We start from the raw sequence: 14,525 nt of genomic DNA, 5'->3' as shown, positions 1-14,525 counted from the left end.
GTGAATGAATGGCGTCCCTCTAGGCGCTCGCCTGCGGCATTGCAACTCTGCGGGCGCGGGCGGATCCAGCGCGATGCTGCGTCCGCGAAATCGCTTGAAAATGTGACCAGACTGGCCAGAATAACGCACAAGCGAGCGGAACCCCTGCGGCGCTTCGTGCGTCTGCCCTGAAGCTTGAGGAGGAATTGATGTCCGACAATGAAACCGGGGCCGACGCGCCTGAAAACGCTGCTCCCGCAAACGCTGCGCCCAAGAAGCCGCGCGCGAGGAAAGCGGCGAGTGCCGAAAGCGCTCCCCAGACCGAGGCTGCCACAGACAAGCCCAAGCGCAAGGCGGCTCCCAAGCCCGCTGCCGCAACACCCCCGGTGGACCATGCGCCCGCCGCCAGCGACCCGACCCCCACGCCCAATACGGCAGTCCAGGTATCGAGTGGCGCTGCTGGAGCAGGTGCAGCCGCCGCGACCCATTCCTCTGGCGCACTGAGCGCCGTGACTGACAAGGTAAGTGCAATGATTCCCGAAGACATGACCACCAAGGCCAAGGACGCAGCGGTCGAGGTTAAGGATATGGCCTGCGACGCCGCGCATGGCATCGCGCGGATCATCAGCGACAGCGCGGATGCCATCGACGACAATATCGGCCCCAAATATGGCGACTATGCCCGCAGCGCGGCGCAGTCGGTCACCGACGCAGCAGACCGTCTGCGCGCCAAGCCGGTCGAGGAAATCGCCGAAGACACCAAGGAATTCGTGCGCAACAAGCCGGTCGCCGCAGCGGGCATCGCGGCGGTGTTCAGCCTGGTACTGGCCAAGCTGCTGTCATCGGTCTTTGGCAAGCGGCGCTGAGCGCGCACGACGCCCGGACGAAGATCTTGGAACAGCCTGCTCACCCCAGCGCGCCCCTGCCCGGCGCGAACCCTGCCCCGCCGCAGCCGGATACGCAGGCAGACAAGCCGGGCATGATCGCGCAGCTGCGCGGACTGTATGACGACGGGCGCGAGCTGATCGACGCCGAGATCGGCTTTCAGAAGGCGCGCATGGCCGCCGTCGGGCGGCAGGTGCGCGCCATGGCCCTGCTCGCGGTGGTCGGGCTGATCTTGATCAGTTGCGCGCTGATCGCTCTGGTGGTCGGCACCATGATTGCGCTGATCCCGATCATGGGAGCGTGGGCCGCCATGGGCGTAACGGTGCTGGGATCGCTGGTGCTTGCCGGATTGTGCTTCTGGCTCGCGGCCGGACGCATCGGCAAGGTTGGCGCACTGTTCGAGAGCGATGGCGATCAGACCGCAGACACCGGGAACGCTGCATGACCCAGCCGGACAAGACCGACATATCGCACGTTGACGTTGACGATGACGCCGCCCAGTCGCTGGCGGAAGTCTCTGCACGCCGCCTGGCGGCGCGCAGCCAGTGGCAAATGGCGCTCGCCCGCGCAAAGGACCGTTTCGCCCCCGCCAATCTGCGCGACGAGGCGATCGATACGGCAGCGCATGCAGTTGGCAATGCCGCCGATCGCGGGGCGTCGCTCGCCTGGGCACATCGCGGCAAGATCGCGCTCGCAGGATTGCTGGGCGGGCTGTTTCTCGCCCGCAAGCCGATCCGCGAGGCTGCCGGCCCCCTGACGACGAAGGCCAAGGGGCAGATCAGCAAGGTCAGCGCCAGCGTTGGGCGGGCGCGCAAGCGGTAAGCCCGCCGCCCGTTGCGGCGACAACCGCAACAGGGCTTTAAAATCCTGCCAAACCGCATTATGGCCCAGCCGCAGAGCGCAAGGGGCTGGAAGCAAACCGTCCCTGCAGGAGAGGATGCCGCCCGGCGACGGGTTCATCGGTCATGGGACGCACACACTAATGAGCAAACTTCACCTCGTCATGGGCGGCCGCGTCAGCGACCCGCAAACCCTGGATTACTGCGAACTCGACAAGATGGATCTGGTCGGGGTGTATCCCGATTACGCCAGCGCCGAGGAAGCCTGGCGCAGCAAGGCGCAGTCGACCGTCGACGATGCCGAAATGCGCTATGTGATCGTGCACCTGCATCGGCTGCTCGATCCGGAAACGCCCTCCGCCTGACGGCGCGCGTCAGGGAATATCGTGCCGCGGCCGCCGGATGCGGTGGCCGCGCGCCAGCGGGATCGCCAGCATCAGCCCCACTATGAAACCGCCGATATGCGCCCAGATGGCGATTCCCAGCGCGCTCCCTGCAAACGCAAGCTGGCTGAGCAGGTTGATGCCCACCCACGCCGCCAGCAGCCACGCGATATGCACGGCCACCGCTGGCAAAGGTCCGATTGCGGGCGGCCTGCGTCTGGAAAACAGCAGGAAATAGGCGGCGAGCAGCGCTGAAATCGCGCCGCTGGCCCCCACCACCGGGGTCGTCGACAGCGGATCGACCAGATAATGAACGGCGGCTGCGCCGGCGATGCCCGCAGCGTACAGCAGCACGAAGCGTTCTGAGCCAAGAGCGGCTTCCACCACCCGGCCAACGACCACCAGCAGCAGCATGTTCATCGCCAGGTGGAACAGCCCGGCGTGCAGGAATGCCGACGTCACCGGCGTCAGCCAGACCGGAACGACCCAGGGATAGCCGATCGGTAACGCGCTGCCATGCCCGTTCAGGGCATCATGCAGCCGCGCGGCCCAGAAGCCGCCCTCGATCTGCATCGGTTCGGTCCAGCCGGTGATGAACCCGACGAGCCACACCAGCACATTCAGGATGACCAGCGCGTTGGTCGCCGCTCCGCGCGGCATTTGGGGCATGGTTCAGATGAACTCGATCTTTGACACCAGGTAGAACTTGTCGCCCGAAGGGACGCTCACCTCGACCTCGTCATCGAGCTGACGCCCGATCAGCGCGCGGCCAAGCGGGCTGGAATAGCTGATGCGGCCCTTGCGCGCGTCGGCTTCCGCCTCGCCGACGATCTGGTACTTCACCGGCTTGTCGTCTTCGTCGAGCAGGGTGACGGTTGCGCCGAACACGATCTTGTCGCCCGACAGCGTAGTGGGATCGATGATCTGTGCACGGCTCAGCTTGCCTTCGAGGTCGCCGATTGTGGCCTCGACCTGGCCCTGGCGCTCCTTGGCTGCATGATATTCCGCGTTCTCGGACAGATCGCCATGCGCGCGCGCCTCCTCGATCGCTTCCACGATCAACGGGCGCTCTTCCTTGAGCATCTTCAGCTCGCGCGAGAGCTTTTCATATCCTTCTTGCAGCATCGGCAGCTTATCGACGGTTGCCATTCGGCATATCCCTTCTTCTTTGGCTGAGCATGGCCAAGCATCTGACAAAAATACCCGCTACGGCCCGTCATCCGGGCCGCATCGGATTAACGACTTGTCAGGGGGCTCAAGCTTCAGATCGTTTATAATAAGCCTGAAGCGGCTTTACTTCAAGGCTGGTCTTGGCAAGCGACGCCATCGCCTTCACCGACGCAACGCTGGCTGCTGCCGTGGTGAAGTACGGAATCTTCCCCGTCAGCGCGCTGGCACGGATCGATTGCGAATCCTTCAGGCTCTGCCAGCCTTCGGTGGTGTTGAAGATCAGCGCAATCTCGCCGTCTTTGATGCGATCGACGATGTGCGGGCGCCCCTGCGCCACCTTGTTGACCTCGGTGACCGCAACCCCGTTATCGGCCAGATAGCGGGCGGTGCCGCTGGTCGCGACGATATCCATGCCCAGCTCGATCAGGCCGCGCGCCGCTTCCAGCACTACCGGCTTGTCGTTTTCCTTGACAGAAATGAACACCGTGCCCTTGGTCGGCAGGGTGAGCCCCGCGCCGATCTGCGCCTTGGCAAAGGCGGTGGCAAAGTCCTTGTCGATGCCCATCACCTCGCCAGTCGATTTCATCTCGGGGCTCAGCACCGGGTCGACGCCGGCAAAGCGCGCCCAGGGGAACACCGCTTCCTTGACCGCCATATGGTCGATGTTGCGGTCGATCACCGGCAGATCCGCCAGCATCTCGCCGGCCATCACGCGCGCCGCGAATTTGGCAACTGGCTGGCCGATCGCCTTGGCGACGAACGGCACGGTGCGGCTGGCGCGCGGGTTGACCTCGATGAGGTAGACCTGACCATCCTTGACTGCGAACTGAATGTTCATCAGGCCGCGGACCTTCAAACCTTCGGCCAACGCGCGCGTCTGGCGCTCCATCTCGGCAATCAGGTCATCCGAAAGGCTGTAGGGCGGCAATGTGCAGGCGCTGTCGCCCGAGTGCACGCCGGCTTCCTCGATATGCTGCATGATGCCGGCAATCGCGACATCGCGGCCATCGCAGATCGCATCGACATCAACCTCGATCGCATCGCGCAGATACTGGTCGATCAACACGGGGCTATCACCCGAGACCTGCACAGCCGTGGCGATGTACGATTCGAGCTGCGCCTGACCGTCGACGATCTCCATCGCGCGGCCGCCCAGCACGTACGAGGGGCGGATGAGCACCGGATAGCCGATGCGGCTCGCCACCGCGATCGCCTCTTCGCGGCTGCGCGCGATGCCGTTCATCGGCTGCTTGAGGCCCAGCTTGTCGACCAGCTTGGCAAAGCGCTCGCGGTCTTCGGCCAGATCGATGGCATCAGGCGAGGTGCCGAGGATCGGGATGCCCGCATCCTCGAGCGCCTGCGCCAGCTTGAGCGGAGTCTGTCCGCCGAACTGCACGATCACGCCAACCAGCTCGCCGGTCGAACGTTCGACATCGAGGATCTCGAGCACATCCTCGGCGGTCAACGGCTCGAAATACAGCCGGTCGGAGGTGTCATAGTCGGTTGAGACCGTTTCGGGGTTGCAGTTGATCATGATCGTCTCGAACCCGGCATCGCCGAGCGCGAAACAGGCATGGCAGCAGCAGTAATCGAACTCGATCCCCTGGCCGATGCGGTTGGGTCCGCCGCCCAGGATCACCACCTTGCGGCGATTGGTCGGCTGGCTTTCGCACTCCGGCTCGCCAAAGGTCGGGGCCTCATAGGTCGAGTACATATACGGCGTTTTCGCCTCGAACTCGGCTGCGCAGGTATCGATCCGCTTGAACACCGGGCGCACGCCCAGCTTGTGGCGCAGCGCGCGCACCTCTTCCTCGGTGACGCCGCCGGTCATCGCGACCACGGCATCGCGCACCAGTCCCGATCCGCGCGCCAGCGCCTGGCCCATGCCGGGGCGCAGATGCGCCGATTTCAGCGCCAGATAGGCAAGACGCTTGTCAGAAAAGCCCATCGATTTCAGCCGCCGCATGCCAGCGGCATCGCGCGGCAGACCATCGGCCAGCACCTCGGCTTCGGCATCGACAATCTGCTGGATCTGCTCGAGGAACCACGGGTCGTACTTCGCGACCGCGTGCACCTCGGCGACGGTCATGCCTTCACGCAGTGCCTGTGCGGCAACCAGCAGCCGGTCTGGCGTCGCCTGGCTGAGTTCGGCGATGATGTCCTCGCGCGGCGCGCCGACCAGATGATCGACGAAGTTGAAGCCGGACAGACCGGTTTCCAGCCCACGCAGCGCCTTCTGCATCGATTCCTGGAAGTTGCGGCCGATCGCCATCACCTCGCCCACCGATTTCATCGCGGTACCAAGCAGCGGGCTCGATCCCTTGAACTTCTCGAAGGCAAAGCGCGGAATCTTGGTGACCACATAGTCAATGGTCGGCTCGAAGCTGGCGGGCGTCGCGCCGGTGATGTCGTTGGTGATTTCGTCGAGCGTGTAGCCGACGGCCAGCTTGGCCGCGACCTTGGCAATCGGGAAGCCGGTCGCCTTCGACGCCAGCGCCGACGAGCGCGACACGCGCGGGTTCATCTCGATGACGATCAGGCGGCCGTCCTTGGGGTTGACCGCGAACTGCACGTTCGACCCGCCGGTCTCGACGCCAATCTCGCGCAGCACCGCGATGCTGGCCGAGCGCATGATCTGATATTCCTTGTCGGTCAGCGTCAGCGCAGGCGCCACGGTGATGCTGTCACCGGTGTGCACGCCCATCGGATCGACATTCTCGATCGAGCAGATAATGATGGCGTTGTCGTGTCTGTCGCGGACAACCTCCATCTCATACTCTTTCCAGCCGAGGAGAGACTCCTCGATCAGAACCTCGGTCGTTGGCGAAGCATCGAGCCCGCCGGTGACGATCTGGACGAACTCGTCGCGGTTGTACGCGATGCCGCCGCCGGTGCCGCCCATCGTGAAGCTGGGGCGGATGATCGAGGGCAGCCCGGTGCGTTCGAGCACCGCCAGCGCCTCATCGATGGTGTGGGCAATGCCCGACCGCGCCGATTCCAGCCCGATCTTGTCCATCGCGTCGCGGAACTTGAGCCGATCCTCGGCCTTGTCGATCGCTTCGGCCTTCGCGCCGATCAGCTCGACATCGTATTTTTCGAGCGTGCCATCGGCATCCAGCGCCAGCGCGGTGTTGAGCGCGGTCTGCCCGCCCATCGTCGGCAGCACCACCAGCTTCTCGTCCGGGCGCTCGGCGCGCTCCTTGGCGATGATCTTGGCGACGATCTCGGGGGTGATCGGCTCGACATAGGTCGCATCGGCCATATCGGGATCGGTCATGATCGTGGCGGGGTTGGAATTGACGAGGACGATGCGATAGCCCTCCTCCTTCAACGCCTTGCATGCCTGCGTGCCCGAATAATCGAACTCGCACGCCTGGCCGATGATGATCGGGCCTGCGCCGATGATCAGGATGCTGTCTATGTCGGTGCGCTTGGGCATTGTTATTGTGCTCTCTTTGTATACATTGATTGCATTGATATCATTATGAGGAGGCCGCTATGGCCAGCCTGACTGTTCGTAACCTGCCCGATGAGGCCAAGCTGCGCTTCCGCCAGGCCGCTGCCGCGCATGGCCGCTCGATGGAAGAGCATCTGCGCCAGCTGATCATCGAGGCTGCTGGCATGGGTTCTGCCAAGCCTGCGGTTGCCGATGCATCGGTACCGTTCCAGGGGCTTGAGCCCGATGCGAAAGCCGAAAGTCGCGCGCGGATCGAAAAGCTGATCGAGGCAGGCCGTGGTATCGGCTGGGAGCCTGAACCGCGCAGCATCGGGACAATCAAGGAAACGGACTTTTCTTGATCATCGTCGATACCAACGTGTGGAGCGTTCAGTTCAGTCGCCATCCGAACCCAAGGGTGGTCGACTGGCTGATCGCACACGAACGCTCCCTCTGGCTGTCGACCATTGTCATCGCCGAAATTCGCTATGGCGCCGAACTGCCGAAAGCCAAAGCAATTCGCCTTCGACTTGTGCGTTGGCTGGACATTCTCGAAACGACCTACGCGGACAGGATTTTGCCCTTTACCAGCGACGCCGCACACCTCTGTGGTGCCTTGCGCGCGCAGCGACCCGACACGACGACATTGCTCGACCTTCAGATAGCTGCGCAGGCGCTGGCGCACGATTGTCCGATCGCCACGCGCAACGTGACCGACTTCGCCTGGACGGGCGTCAAGCTGATCAATCCGTGGGGCGACTGACCGCATTATCAATGCACCGTGCCGACCTGGGCTTCGCAGCCCCAGCCGTCATATTCGACATCGAATATCATTTCGATCTGCAGGCAGATGCGCGTCAGATCCTTGATCGACTGCGCATCGACCGCCTGGAACCGCTCGAAGAACAGATACGGCTCGCCGCCCTCGGCATCGTCCTCGCGGTCGAGCTCGACCAGCCCGAAGGTCTTCGCGCCTTCTGACAACCGCTCGAGATTTTCTTCGGACCCGCGAAAGCTCACATCGACCGCGCGCTTGATCTCGGCCCGGTCGCCGTTCTCAGCCAGATTGCGCAGCACGTCCTGATCGGCCGCCCATTCCTGCTCCATGCGCGCAGGATCGACCTTGGGGAGTTTCATGCTCATGCTGCGTGTTCCGATGCCTTGAGGCCGCTGACGAATTTCTCGAACAGGTAGAAGCTGTCCTGCGGGCCCGGCGACGCTTCCGGGTGGTACTGCACGCCGAACGCGTTCTTGTCGGTGAAGGCGATGCCGCAGTTGCTGCCGTCGAACAGCGAGACATGGGTTTCGACGACATTGGCGGGGAGCGTCGCGGCATCGACCGCGAAGCCGTGGTTCATGCTGGTGATCTCGACCACACCCGTTTCAAGGCGCTTGACCGGATGGTTCGCGCCGCGATGGCCCTGGTGCATCTTGGTCGTGCGCGCGCCAGCGGCCAGGCCCAGCAGCTGGTGGCCAAGGCAGATGCCGAAGATCGGAACATCGCGCTCGAGCAGGCCCTGGATGACGGGAACGGCATAGGCTCCGGTCGCCGCCGGATCGCCCGGGCCGTTCGAGAGGAACACGCCTGCCGGCTCCAGCGCGAGGATCGCGTCGAGCGGGGTTTGCGCGGGCACCACGGTCACCTTCGCGCCGGCCTGCACCAGCGAGCGGAAGATATTGTGCTTGGCGCCGTAATCGATCGCGACGACATGCGGCCGCTCGCCCTCGCCATTGCCCGCATAGCCCTGGCCCAAGGTCCAGATGCCGCCCTGCCAGTCGCGGGTGTCGGCACCGGTAACCTCGATCGCCAGGTCCATGCCCTCGAGCCCGGCCCAGCTCTTGGCCTGCGCGAGCAGAGCGGGCATGTCGAACACCCCGTCGGGGGCATGCGCGATCACCGCATTGGGGGCGCCCGCCTCGCGGATGCGGCGCGTCAGCGCGCGGGTGTCGATGCCTGAAATGCCGATCTGGCCGTTCGCTTCCAGCCACTGCGTGAAATGCTGCGCCGAGCGGAAGCTGCTGGGGTTGGTGACGTCCTCACGCACGATGCAGCCCAGAGCCTGGGGCACGTCCGCCTCGATGTCTTCCGGGTTCGCGCCGACATTGCCGATATGCGGAAAGGTGAAGGTGATGATCTGCCCGGCATAGCTCGGGTCGGTCAGGATTTCCTGATAGCCGGTGATCGATGTGTTGAAGCACACCTCGCCCGCCTTGGCCCCTGCGGCGCCAAAGCCCCTGCCCCAGATCGCCGTGCCATCGGCCAGAAGCAGCAAACCGGTCGCGCCTTGGGGTTGAGCGGAGGTGGTGGCGTGCGCCATGGATCGTTTTCCTTGTCGTGCGTTGAGTCGCAAATGAGCCGGGCCGCAGATTATGGCAGGTTCGGGCAAGGCCAAAGCCCCGTTCACACCCCCTGCCGACGCGCGGCCAAATTGGCGGGTCACTAGGCGGGGCAGGCTTGCACGGTCAATCTATGAAAAACATTTTTATCCGGCTAGGTTGGTAACTTGTTCCAAAATTCATCGGGGAAAGGATGCGTTCGCATGATTCGCGATTCGCTTAAGGCTGCGCAGGTTGCGGCAATGAAAGCCGGAGACAAGCCGCGCACGGCGGCGGTTCGCCTGATTCTGGCCAAGATCAAGGACCGCGACATCGAACTGCGCACGGCATCGGCGCCGGCGGATGACGATGCGATGGTCACCGAAGTGCTGCAGAAGATGATCAAGCAGCGCCGCGAATCGATTGCCATGTACGAGCAGGGCGGCCGCGCAGAGCTCGCCGCGATCGAGGCATCCGAAGTGGCGATCATCGAGGAGTTCCTCCCCGCGCAGCTCGATGAAGCCGCCGCCAAGGCTGCGATCGCCGCCGTGGTCGCGCAAACCGGCGCATCCAGCCTCAAGGACATGGGCAAGGTCATGGCCGAGGTAAAGGCGCGCCACGCGAGCGAAATCGACATGAGCAAGGCCAGCGGCTGGGTGAAGGAAGCGCTGGCGGGGTCCTGAGTCCGTCAGCTCCGCCTCCCCCCCTCCCGTCTGTCCCGAGCGAAGTCGAGGGACGTATGCGCAACCATCGAGACCAAAGTCATGGCGTTCTGGGTCTACATCCTGAAATGCGCAGATGGCCGGTTCTACACCGGACACACAGATGACCTGGAACGCAGGATGGGCGAGCATCAATATGGCGGGTTTTGCGATTTCACTTCGCGAAGGCGGCCAGTGGAACTCGTCTGGAGCGATTGGTATCAAACGCGCGACAATGCGTTGGAGGTCGAGCATCAGATCAAGTCGTGGTCGCGCGCCAAGAAAATCGGTCTGATCAATGGGGATTGGGAGATGGTCAGTCTGTTTGCGCGACCGCCCCACGAACGTCCCTCGACTTCGCTCGGGACAGACGGAGGAGGGGGTAATCCCTCTATGCCAAAGGGCGAAGTGCGAAAATGACTCTCTCCCCGCAATGGCTGGACGAATTGCGTTCGCGCATCACGCTGTCGACGCTCATCGGGCGGCACGTGAAGGTGCAGCGTGCGGGGCGCGAGTTCAAGGCGTGCTGCCCGTTCCACAACGAGAAGACCCCCAGCTTCACGATCAACGACGACAAGGGCTTTTATCATTGCTTCGGCTGCGGCGCGCATGGTGATGCGATCCGGTTCATGACCGATCACCAGGGCCTGGGCTTCATGGACGCGGTCAAGGAGCTCGCCTCCGAAGCCGGGATGAGCGTTCCCGCGCCCGATCCGCGCGCGGCGAGGCAGGCCGAGGAGCGCGCGTCGCTGCACGATGTCTGCCAGGCGGCGCAGGACTGGTTCGTCGCGCAGCTCAATAGCGCGGCAGGTCAGGAGGCGCGCGCGTACCTGAAGAACCGGGGGTTCACCGCAGAAACGATCGAGCGGTTCGGCATCGGCTTTGCGCCTGACAGCCGCAACGGCATGAAGTCTGCGCTCGCCAGGATCGACGAGGACCTGCTGATCGAGGCCGGGCTGCTGATCAAGGTCGACGACAAGGCGCCGTACGACCGCTTCCGCGGCCGCGTGATGATCCCCATCCGCGATCCGCGCGGGCGCGTCATCGCGTTCGGCGGCCGCATTCTGGGCCAGGGCGAGCCCAAATATCTGAACTCGCCCGACACGCCCTTGTTCGACAAGGGCCGCACGCTCTACAACTTGCACCTTGCCGCCCCCGCGTCGCGCCAGACGGGCCGCATCGTCGTGGTCGAAGGCTATATGGATGTCATCGCGCTGGCGCAGGCGGGCTTTGGCGAGTGCGTCGCGCCGCTGGGTACCGCGCTTACCGAACACCAGATCGAGCGGCTGTGGAAGATGGTCGACCGGCCCTTGCTGTGCTTCGATGGCGACAATGCCGGACAAAAGGCGGCGATGCGCGCCGCTGCGCGTGCGCTGCCGCTGCTCAAGCCCGGGCTGTCGCTGGGCTTCGTATCGCTACCCGCCGGGCAGGACCCCGACGATCTGGTGCGCGCGTCCGGCCCGCAAGCGTTCACATCGTGCATCGATCAGGCCACCGGGCTGCTCGACCACCTCTGGACGCACGAGCTCAATGCCGCGCCGCTGACCAGCCCGGAATCGCGCGCAGGGCTGAAGGCCCGGCTGAACGCGCATGCCGACACGATTGCCGATGGCGACATCAAGGCCCTGTACCGGCGCGAGATCGGCGAGCGGTTTTCCGACATGTTCTTTGCCGCGCGGGGCCGCCCCAATGCAAACGGTGGTACAGGCTTCCCCGGCCCTGCCCGTCCGCAGCAACGCGGATCGGGAAAACCGTGGCCGCGCCGCGACGAGCCTGTTCCCCCCAGCGAGGAACTGCGCGCGTTCAGCCGTCAGCCGATGAGCGACTTGATCGTGCGGGGCGTTCTCACCGGGCTGCTGCTGCGACCGGCGCTGATCCTGCGCCATTCGGAGACATTGAGCGAATTCGTTTCCCTGGCAGACCGCTGGGCCGATCTGCTCGATGCGATGCTCGATGCAGCGCATCTGGCCGCACCGGACGCTCTTGATACGCCGGGGCTGATGACCATATTGCAAGGCAAGCGGCTGGCAGACGCGGTGGACAGGCTGAAAATGGGCGAAAAACCCCCGTTTTCCTTTTGCACCAAACCGGCTCAGCCTGTTGATGAACAGCGCGAGTCCCGGATTGCAGATGACTTTGCCGAGGCCATCGAGGTGATGACCACCCGCCCCCGGCTGGAGGCGGCGTTGCAGGATGTGACCCGTCGTTTCGAAAATGACATGCAAGACGGTTTGTTTTTGGAGCAGCAGCAGCTAAGGGCAAGAAAGGAAGCGTTTGACCAGCGCCTGATAGAATTGACGGAGCGAAGCTGATAAGCGGCCCATGGTGTCCGCCAGACAGTCCCTCGCACGCCGGATCAGGCCGGGCACGCAACAGATTTGAACGGGCCCCATGCGGCTTGATAAAACGGTTTTTCTCCGCAGCCAGGACGCGGGCGGCGGCGACACAGGTGACAGGAAGTACGTAAATTGGCAAGCAAGGCACCGAAAGACAGCAAGGCCGACAGCACCGATGCACCGCTGATCGATCTGAACGAAGCCTCGGTCAAGAAGCTGCTCTCGCGCGCCAAGAAGCGCGGTTACATTACCTATGACGAGCTGAACGAGGCGCTGCCGCAGGACCAGATGTCGTCCGAGCAGATCGAGGACGTGATGTCCGCGATCTCCGAAATGGGCGTCAACATCGTCGAGAACGACGAGGAAGGCGGCGAGGAACAGCCTGCCGCCGACGACGACACGCCCGACGACGGTTCGGAACAGCTCAACATCTCTCCTGAAAAGAAGAAGGAGACGATGGACCGCACCGATGACCCGGTGCGCATGTACCTGCGCGAGATGGGTGCGGTCGAGCTGCTCAGCCGCGAAGGCGAAATCGCGATCGCCAAGCGCATCGAGGCCGGCCGCGACACGATGATCCTGGGCCTGTGCGAAAGCCCGATCACCTTCCACGCAATCATCGAATGGTCGACCGCGCTCAACGACGGCGAAATGCAGCTGCGCGAGATCCTCGATCTCGACGCGATGCTTTCGAAGGAGCCCGCGCCCGAAAGCCTGTCCGAGGACGGCGAGGACGATGGCGAGATCAGCGAAAAGACCGCAGGACCCAGCTTCAAGGAAGAAGACGAGGTCGAAGAGGTCGCCGAGTCGAACGACGACGAAGACGATCTGACCGAGCGCCGGACGCGTCGTCCCGATGACGACGAGGAAGAGGACAACACCCTCAGCCTCGCGCAGATGGAAGCGCAGCTGAAGCCTGCCGCGCTCGAGAAGTTCGCGCTGATCACCTCGCTGTTCCGCAAGTTCGAGAAGATCCAGCGCGATCGCCTGAACGCGCTCAGCATTGGCGACGATTTCCCGTCGGCCAAGGAAAAGAGCTATCACAAGCTGCGCGAGGAACTCACCGCCGAGGTCGAGTCGGTGCAGTTCCATGCGAACAAGATCGAATATCTGGTCGACCAGCTCTATTCGTTCAACCGCCGCCTGACCGCCCTGGGCGGCCAGATGCTGCGCCTGGCCGAGCGTCACAAGGTGCCGCGCAAGGATTTCCTCGACCGCTATGTCGGTCACGAGATGGACGAGGCCTGGCTCGAAGCCATGGCGGGAATCGACAAGAAATGGGCCGCATTCGCATCGAACGAAGCCGCCGCCGTCGACCGCATCCGCTCCGAAATCTCGGACATCGCAGCTGCCACCGGCATGTCGCTGGGTGAGTTCCGCCGCATCGTCAACATGGTGCAGAAGGGCGAGCGCGAAGCACGCATCGCCAAGAAGGAAATGGTCGAGGCCAACCTGCGTCTCGTGATTTCGATCGCCAAGAAATACACAAACCGCGGCCTTCAGTTCCTGGATCTCATTCAGGAAGGCAATATCGGCCTGATGAAGGCGGTGGACAAGTTCGAGTATCGTCGCGGCTACAAGTTCAGCACCTACGCAACGTGGTGGATTCGTCAGGCGATCACCCGGTCGATCGCCGATCAGGCGCGCACCATCCGCATCCCGGTGCACATGATCGAGACGATCAACAAGCTGGTGCGCACCAGCCGCCAGTTCCTGCACGAACAGGGCCGCGAACCGACGCCGGAAGAGATGGCCGAGCGCCTGTCGATGCCGCTCGAAAAGGTCCGCAAGGTGATGAAGATCGCCAAGGAACCGATCAGCCTCGAAACGCCGATTGGCGACGAGGAAGATTCGCACCTGGGCGATTTCATCGAGGACAAGAACGCGATCATCCCGGTGGACGCCGCGATCCAGGCGAACCTCAAGGAAACGGTCACCCGCGTGCTGGCATCGCTCACCCCGCGCGAAGAGCGCGTGCTGCGCATGCGCTTCGGCATCGGCATGAACACCGACCACACGCTCGAAGAGGTCGGCCAGCAATTCTCGGTGACGCGCGAACGTATCCGCCAGATCGAGGCCAAGGCGCTGCGCAAGCTCAAGCATCCGAGTCGGTCGCGCAAGATGCGGTCGTTTCTCGACCAGTGAGGCGGACCCGGTGCCGCGGGATGGTCGGCACGCACTGACCCTCCCGCTGATTGCCGCACGCCCATGGATTCCGGGTCGTTGCGGCATGCGTTGCGCGGCCCAATGCTCTGGGCTGGACAGCAGGCAGGTAGCAAAGTTTTCAGGCAGATAGGCTAGCTTCGCTTTCGCGCGCGCCCTATCCGCCTGGCAAACATTTACCCAACAGATCAGCTGCGATCGTCGCCTGCGTGATAGCCGGCGCGTAAAATTGCGTCTGCCAGCCCTGTAAAATGACGCTTTTCAGCCGGAAATGATAGATTACCGACAGGCCGGAACTTGCCATCGCATAAACAAAC

15 protein-coding genes are annotated in these 14,525 nt (G+C 63.6%); 10 read left to right on the top strand and 5 right to left on the bottom strand.

All coding sequences use genetic code 11. The features are described 5' to 3' along the window. The first annotated feature begins 188 nt into the window (after positions 1–188). The 4 genes from D618_RS19180 to D618_RS0116080 all read left to right on the top strand — a co-directional run bounded on the left by D618_RS19180 (position 189) and on the right by D618_RS0116080 (position 2,068). Positions 189–845, top strand: coding sequence for a hypothetical protein (locus D618_RS19180; protein WP_017672564.1), 657 nt, complete (start codon positions 189–191; stop codon positions 843–845). Positions 846–871: 26 nt separating this feature from the next. After that, positions 872–1,309, top strand: coding sequence for a phage holin family protein (locus D618_RS18715; RefSeq protein ID WP_017672563.1), 438 nt, complete (start codon positions 872–874; stop codon positions 1,307–1,309). Continuing rightward, positions 1,306–1,686 (top strand): hypothetical protein, encoded by a 381-nt coding sequence (locus D618_RS0116085; protein ID WP_017672562.1) that lies wholly within the window; start codon positions 1,306–1,308, stop codon positions 1,684–1,686. The genes D618_RS18715 and D618_RS0116085 overlap by 4 nt, the downstream gene beginning before the upstream one ends. 160 nt (positions 1,687–1,846) lie before the next feature. Further along, complete coding sequence (locus D618_RS0116080; protein WP_026091771.1) at positions 1,847–2,068, top strand: DUF4170 domain-containing protein; 222 nt, start codon at positions 1,847–1,849, stop codon at positions 2,066–2,068. 9 nt (positions 2,069–2,077) lie between these two features. Here D618_RS0116080 and D618_RS0116075 read toward each other — a convergent pair whose 3' ends face one another. From D618_RS0116075 to carB, 3 genes are all read right to left on the bottom strand, one after another. Continuing rightward, a complete protein-coding gene (locus tag D618_RS0116075) occupies positions 2,078–2,746 on the bottom strand; it encodes a rhomboid family intramembrane serine protease (RefSeq protein WP_017672560.1) in 669 nt (222 codons plus the stop codon). A 12-nt stretch (positions 2,747–2,758) separates the two neighbouring features. Continuing rightward, positions 2,759–3,235: a transcription elongation factor GreA gene (gene greA / locus D618_RS0116070; RefSeq protein ID WP_017672559.1), complete on the bottom strand. Its 477-nt coding sequence runs from the start codon at positions 3,233–3,235 to the stop codon at positions 2,759–2,761. 106 nt (positions 3,236–3,341) lie between these two features. After that, entirely contained in the window at positions 3,342–6,695 is a 3,354-nt protein-coding gene (gene carB / locus D618_RS0116065; protein ID WP_017672558.1) for a carbamoyl-phosphate synthase large subunit, read from the bottom strand. 59 nt (positions 6,696–6,754) lie between these two features. Here carB and D618_RS19175 point away from each other — a divergent pair, with 59 nt between their 5' ends. Together D618_RS19175 and D618_RS0116055 are read left to right on the top strand one after the other, a co-directional pair. Continuing rightward, entirely contained in the window at positions 6,755–7,054 is a 300-nt protein-coding gene (locus tag D618_RS19175) for a hypothetical protein (protein ID WP_017672557.1), read from the top strand. Next, the gene (locus D618_RS0116055) at positions 7,051–7,455 is read left to right on the top strand and encodes a PIN domain-containing protein (protein WP_017672556.1); all 405 of its coding nucleotides are present in this window, start codon (positions 7,051–7,053) and stop codon (positions 7,453–7,455) included. Before D618_RS19175 ends, D618_RS0116055 begins: the two co-directional genes overlap by 4 nt. Before the next feature lie 8 nt (positions 7,456–7,463). Here D618_RS0116055 and D618_RS0116050 read toward each other — a convergent pair whose 3' ends face one another. Both D618_RS0116050 and carA read right to left on the bottom strand, forming a co-directional pair. Further along, positions 7,464–7,835, bottom strand: a complete 372-nt coding sequence (locus D618_RS0116050) for a ribonuclease E inhibitor RraB (RefSeq protein ID WP_017672555.1) — start codon at positions 7,833–7,835, stop codon at positions 7,464–7,466. Next, positions 7,832–9,010, bottom strand: a complete 1,179-nt coding sequence (carA, locus tag D618_RS0116045) for a glutamine-hydrolyzing carbamoyl-phosphate synthase small subunit (RefSeq protein WP_017672554.1) — start codon at positions 9,008–9,010, stop codon at positions 7,832–7,834. Before carA ends, D618_RS0116050 begins: the two co-directional genes overlap by 4 nt. A 222-nt stretch (positions 9,011–9,232) precedes the next feature. On the opposite strand from carA, the gene D618_RS0116040 reads away from it, so the two are divergent. From D618_RS0116040 to rpoD, 4 genes are all read left to right on the top strand, one after another. Further along, complete coding sequence (locus D618_RS0116040) at positions 9,233–9,691, top strand: GatB/YqeY domain-containing protein (RefSeq protein ID WP_017672553.1); 459 nt, start codon at positions 9,233–9,235, stop codon at positions 9,689–9,691. Positions 9,692–9,772: 81 nt separating this feature from the next. Further along, positions 9,773–10,129: a GIY-YIG nuclease family protein gene (locus tag D618_RS0116035; protein ID WP_017672552.1), complete on the top strand. Its 357-nt coding sequence runs from the start codon at positions 9,773–9,775 to the stop codon at positions 10,127–10,129. Then, positions 10,126–12,021, top strand: coding sequence for a DNA primase (gene dnaG, locus D618_RS0116030; RefSeq protein WP_017672551.1), 1,896 nt, complete (start codon positions 10,126–10,128; stop codon positions 12,019–12,021). Before D618_RS0116035 ends, dnaG begins: the two co-directional genes overlap by 4 nt. Positions 12,022–12,177: 156 nt before the next feature. Then, the gene (gene rpoD / locus D618_RS0116025) at positions 12,178–14,190 is read left to right on the top strand and encodes an RNA polymerase sigma factor RpoD (RefSeq protein WP_017672550.1); all 2,013 of its coding nucleotides are present in this window, start codon (positions 12,178–12,180) and stop codon (positions 14,188–14,190) included. Positions 14,191–14,525 lie beyond the last annotated feature (335 nt).

It is taken from the genome of Blastomonas sp. AAP53, assembly GCF_000331245.1.
GTDB lineage: Bacteria > Pseudomonadota > Alphaproteobacteria > Sphingomonadales > Sphingomonadaceae > Blastomonas.
Note: the sequence above shows the minus strand (reverse complement) of the source record. Positions and strands in the feature narration are given on the sequence as shown.

Excerpts from the sequence above, each read along its gene's own strand:
- D618_RS19180 (WP_017672564.1), top strand. The coding sequence starts at position 189 with ATGTCCGACAATGAAACCGGGGCCGACGCGCCTGAAAACGCTGCTCCC.
- D618_RS0116085 (WP_017672562.1), top strand. The coding sequence starts at position 1,306 with ATGACCCAGCCGGACAAGACCGACATATCGCACGTTGACGTTGACGAT.
- D618_RS0116080 (WP_026091771.1), top strand. The coding sequence starts at position 1,847 with ATGAGCAAACTTCACCTCGTCATGGGCGGCCGCGTCAGCGACCCGCAA.
- D618_RS0116075 (WP_017672560.1), bottom strand. The coding sequence starts at position 2,746 with ATGCCGCGCGGAGCGGCGACCAACGCGCTGGTCATCCTGAATGTGCTG.
- greA (WP_017672559.1), bottom strand. The coding sequence starts at position 3,235 with ATGGCAACCGTCGATAAGCTGCCGATGCTGCAAGAAGGATATGAAAAG.
- carB (WP_017672558.1), bottom strand. The coding sequence starts at position 6,695 with ATGCCCAAGCGCACCGACATAGACAGCATCCTGATCATCGGCGCAGGC.
- D618_RS19175 (WP_017672557.1), top strand. The coding sequence starts at position 6,755 with ATGGCCAGCCTGACTGTTCGTAACCTGCCCGATGAGGCCAAGCTGCGC.
- D618_RS0116050 (WP_017672555.1), bottom strand. The coding sequence starts at position 7,835 with ATGAGCATGAAACTCCCCAAGGTCGATCCTGCGCGCATGGAGCAGGAA.
- carA (WP_017672554.1), bottom strand. The coding sequence starts at position 9,010 with ATGGCGCACGCCACCACCTCCGCTCAACCCCAAGGCGCGACCGGTTTG.
- D618_RS0116040 (WP_017672553.1), top strand. The coding sequence starts at position 9,233 with ATGATTCGCGATTCGCTTAAGGCTGCGCAGGTTGCGGCAATGAAAGCC.
- D618_RS0116035 (WP_017672552.1), top strand. The coding sequence starts at position 9,773 with ATGGCGTTCTGGGTCTACATCCTGAAATGCGCAGATGGCCGGTTCTAC.
- dnaG (WP_017672551.1), top strand. The coding sequence starts at position 10,126 with ATGACTCTCTCCCCGCAATGGCTGGACGAATTGCGTTCGCGCATCACG.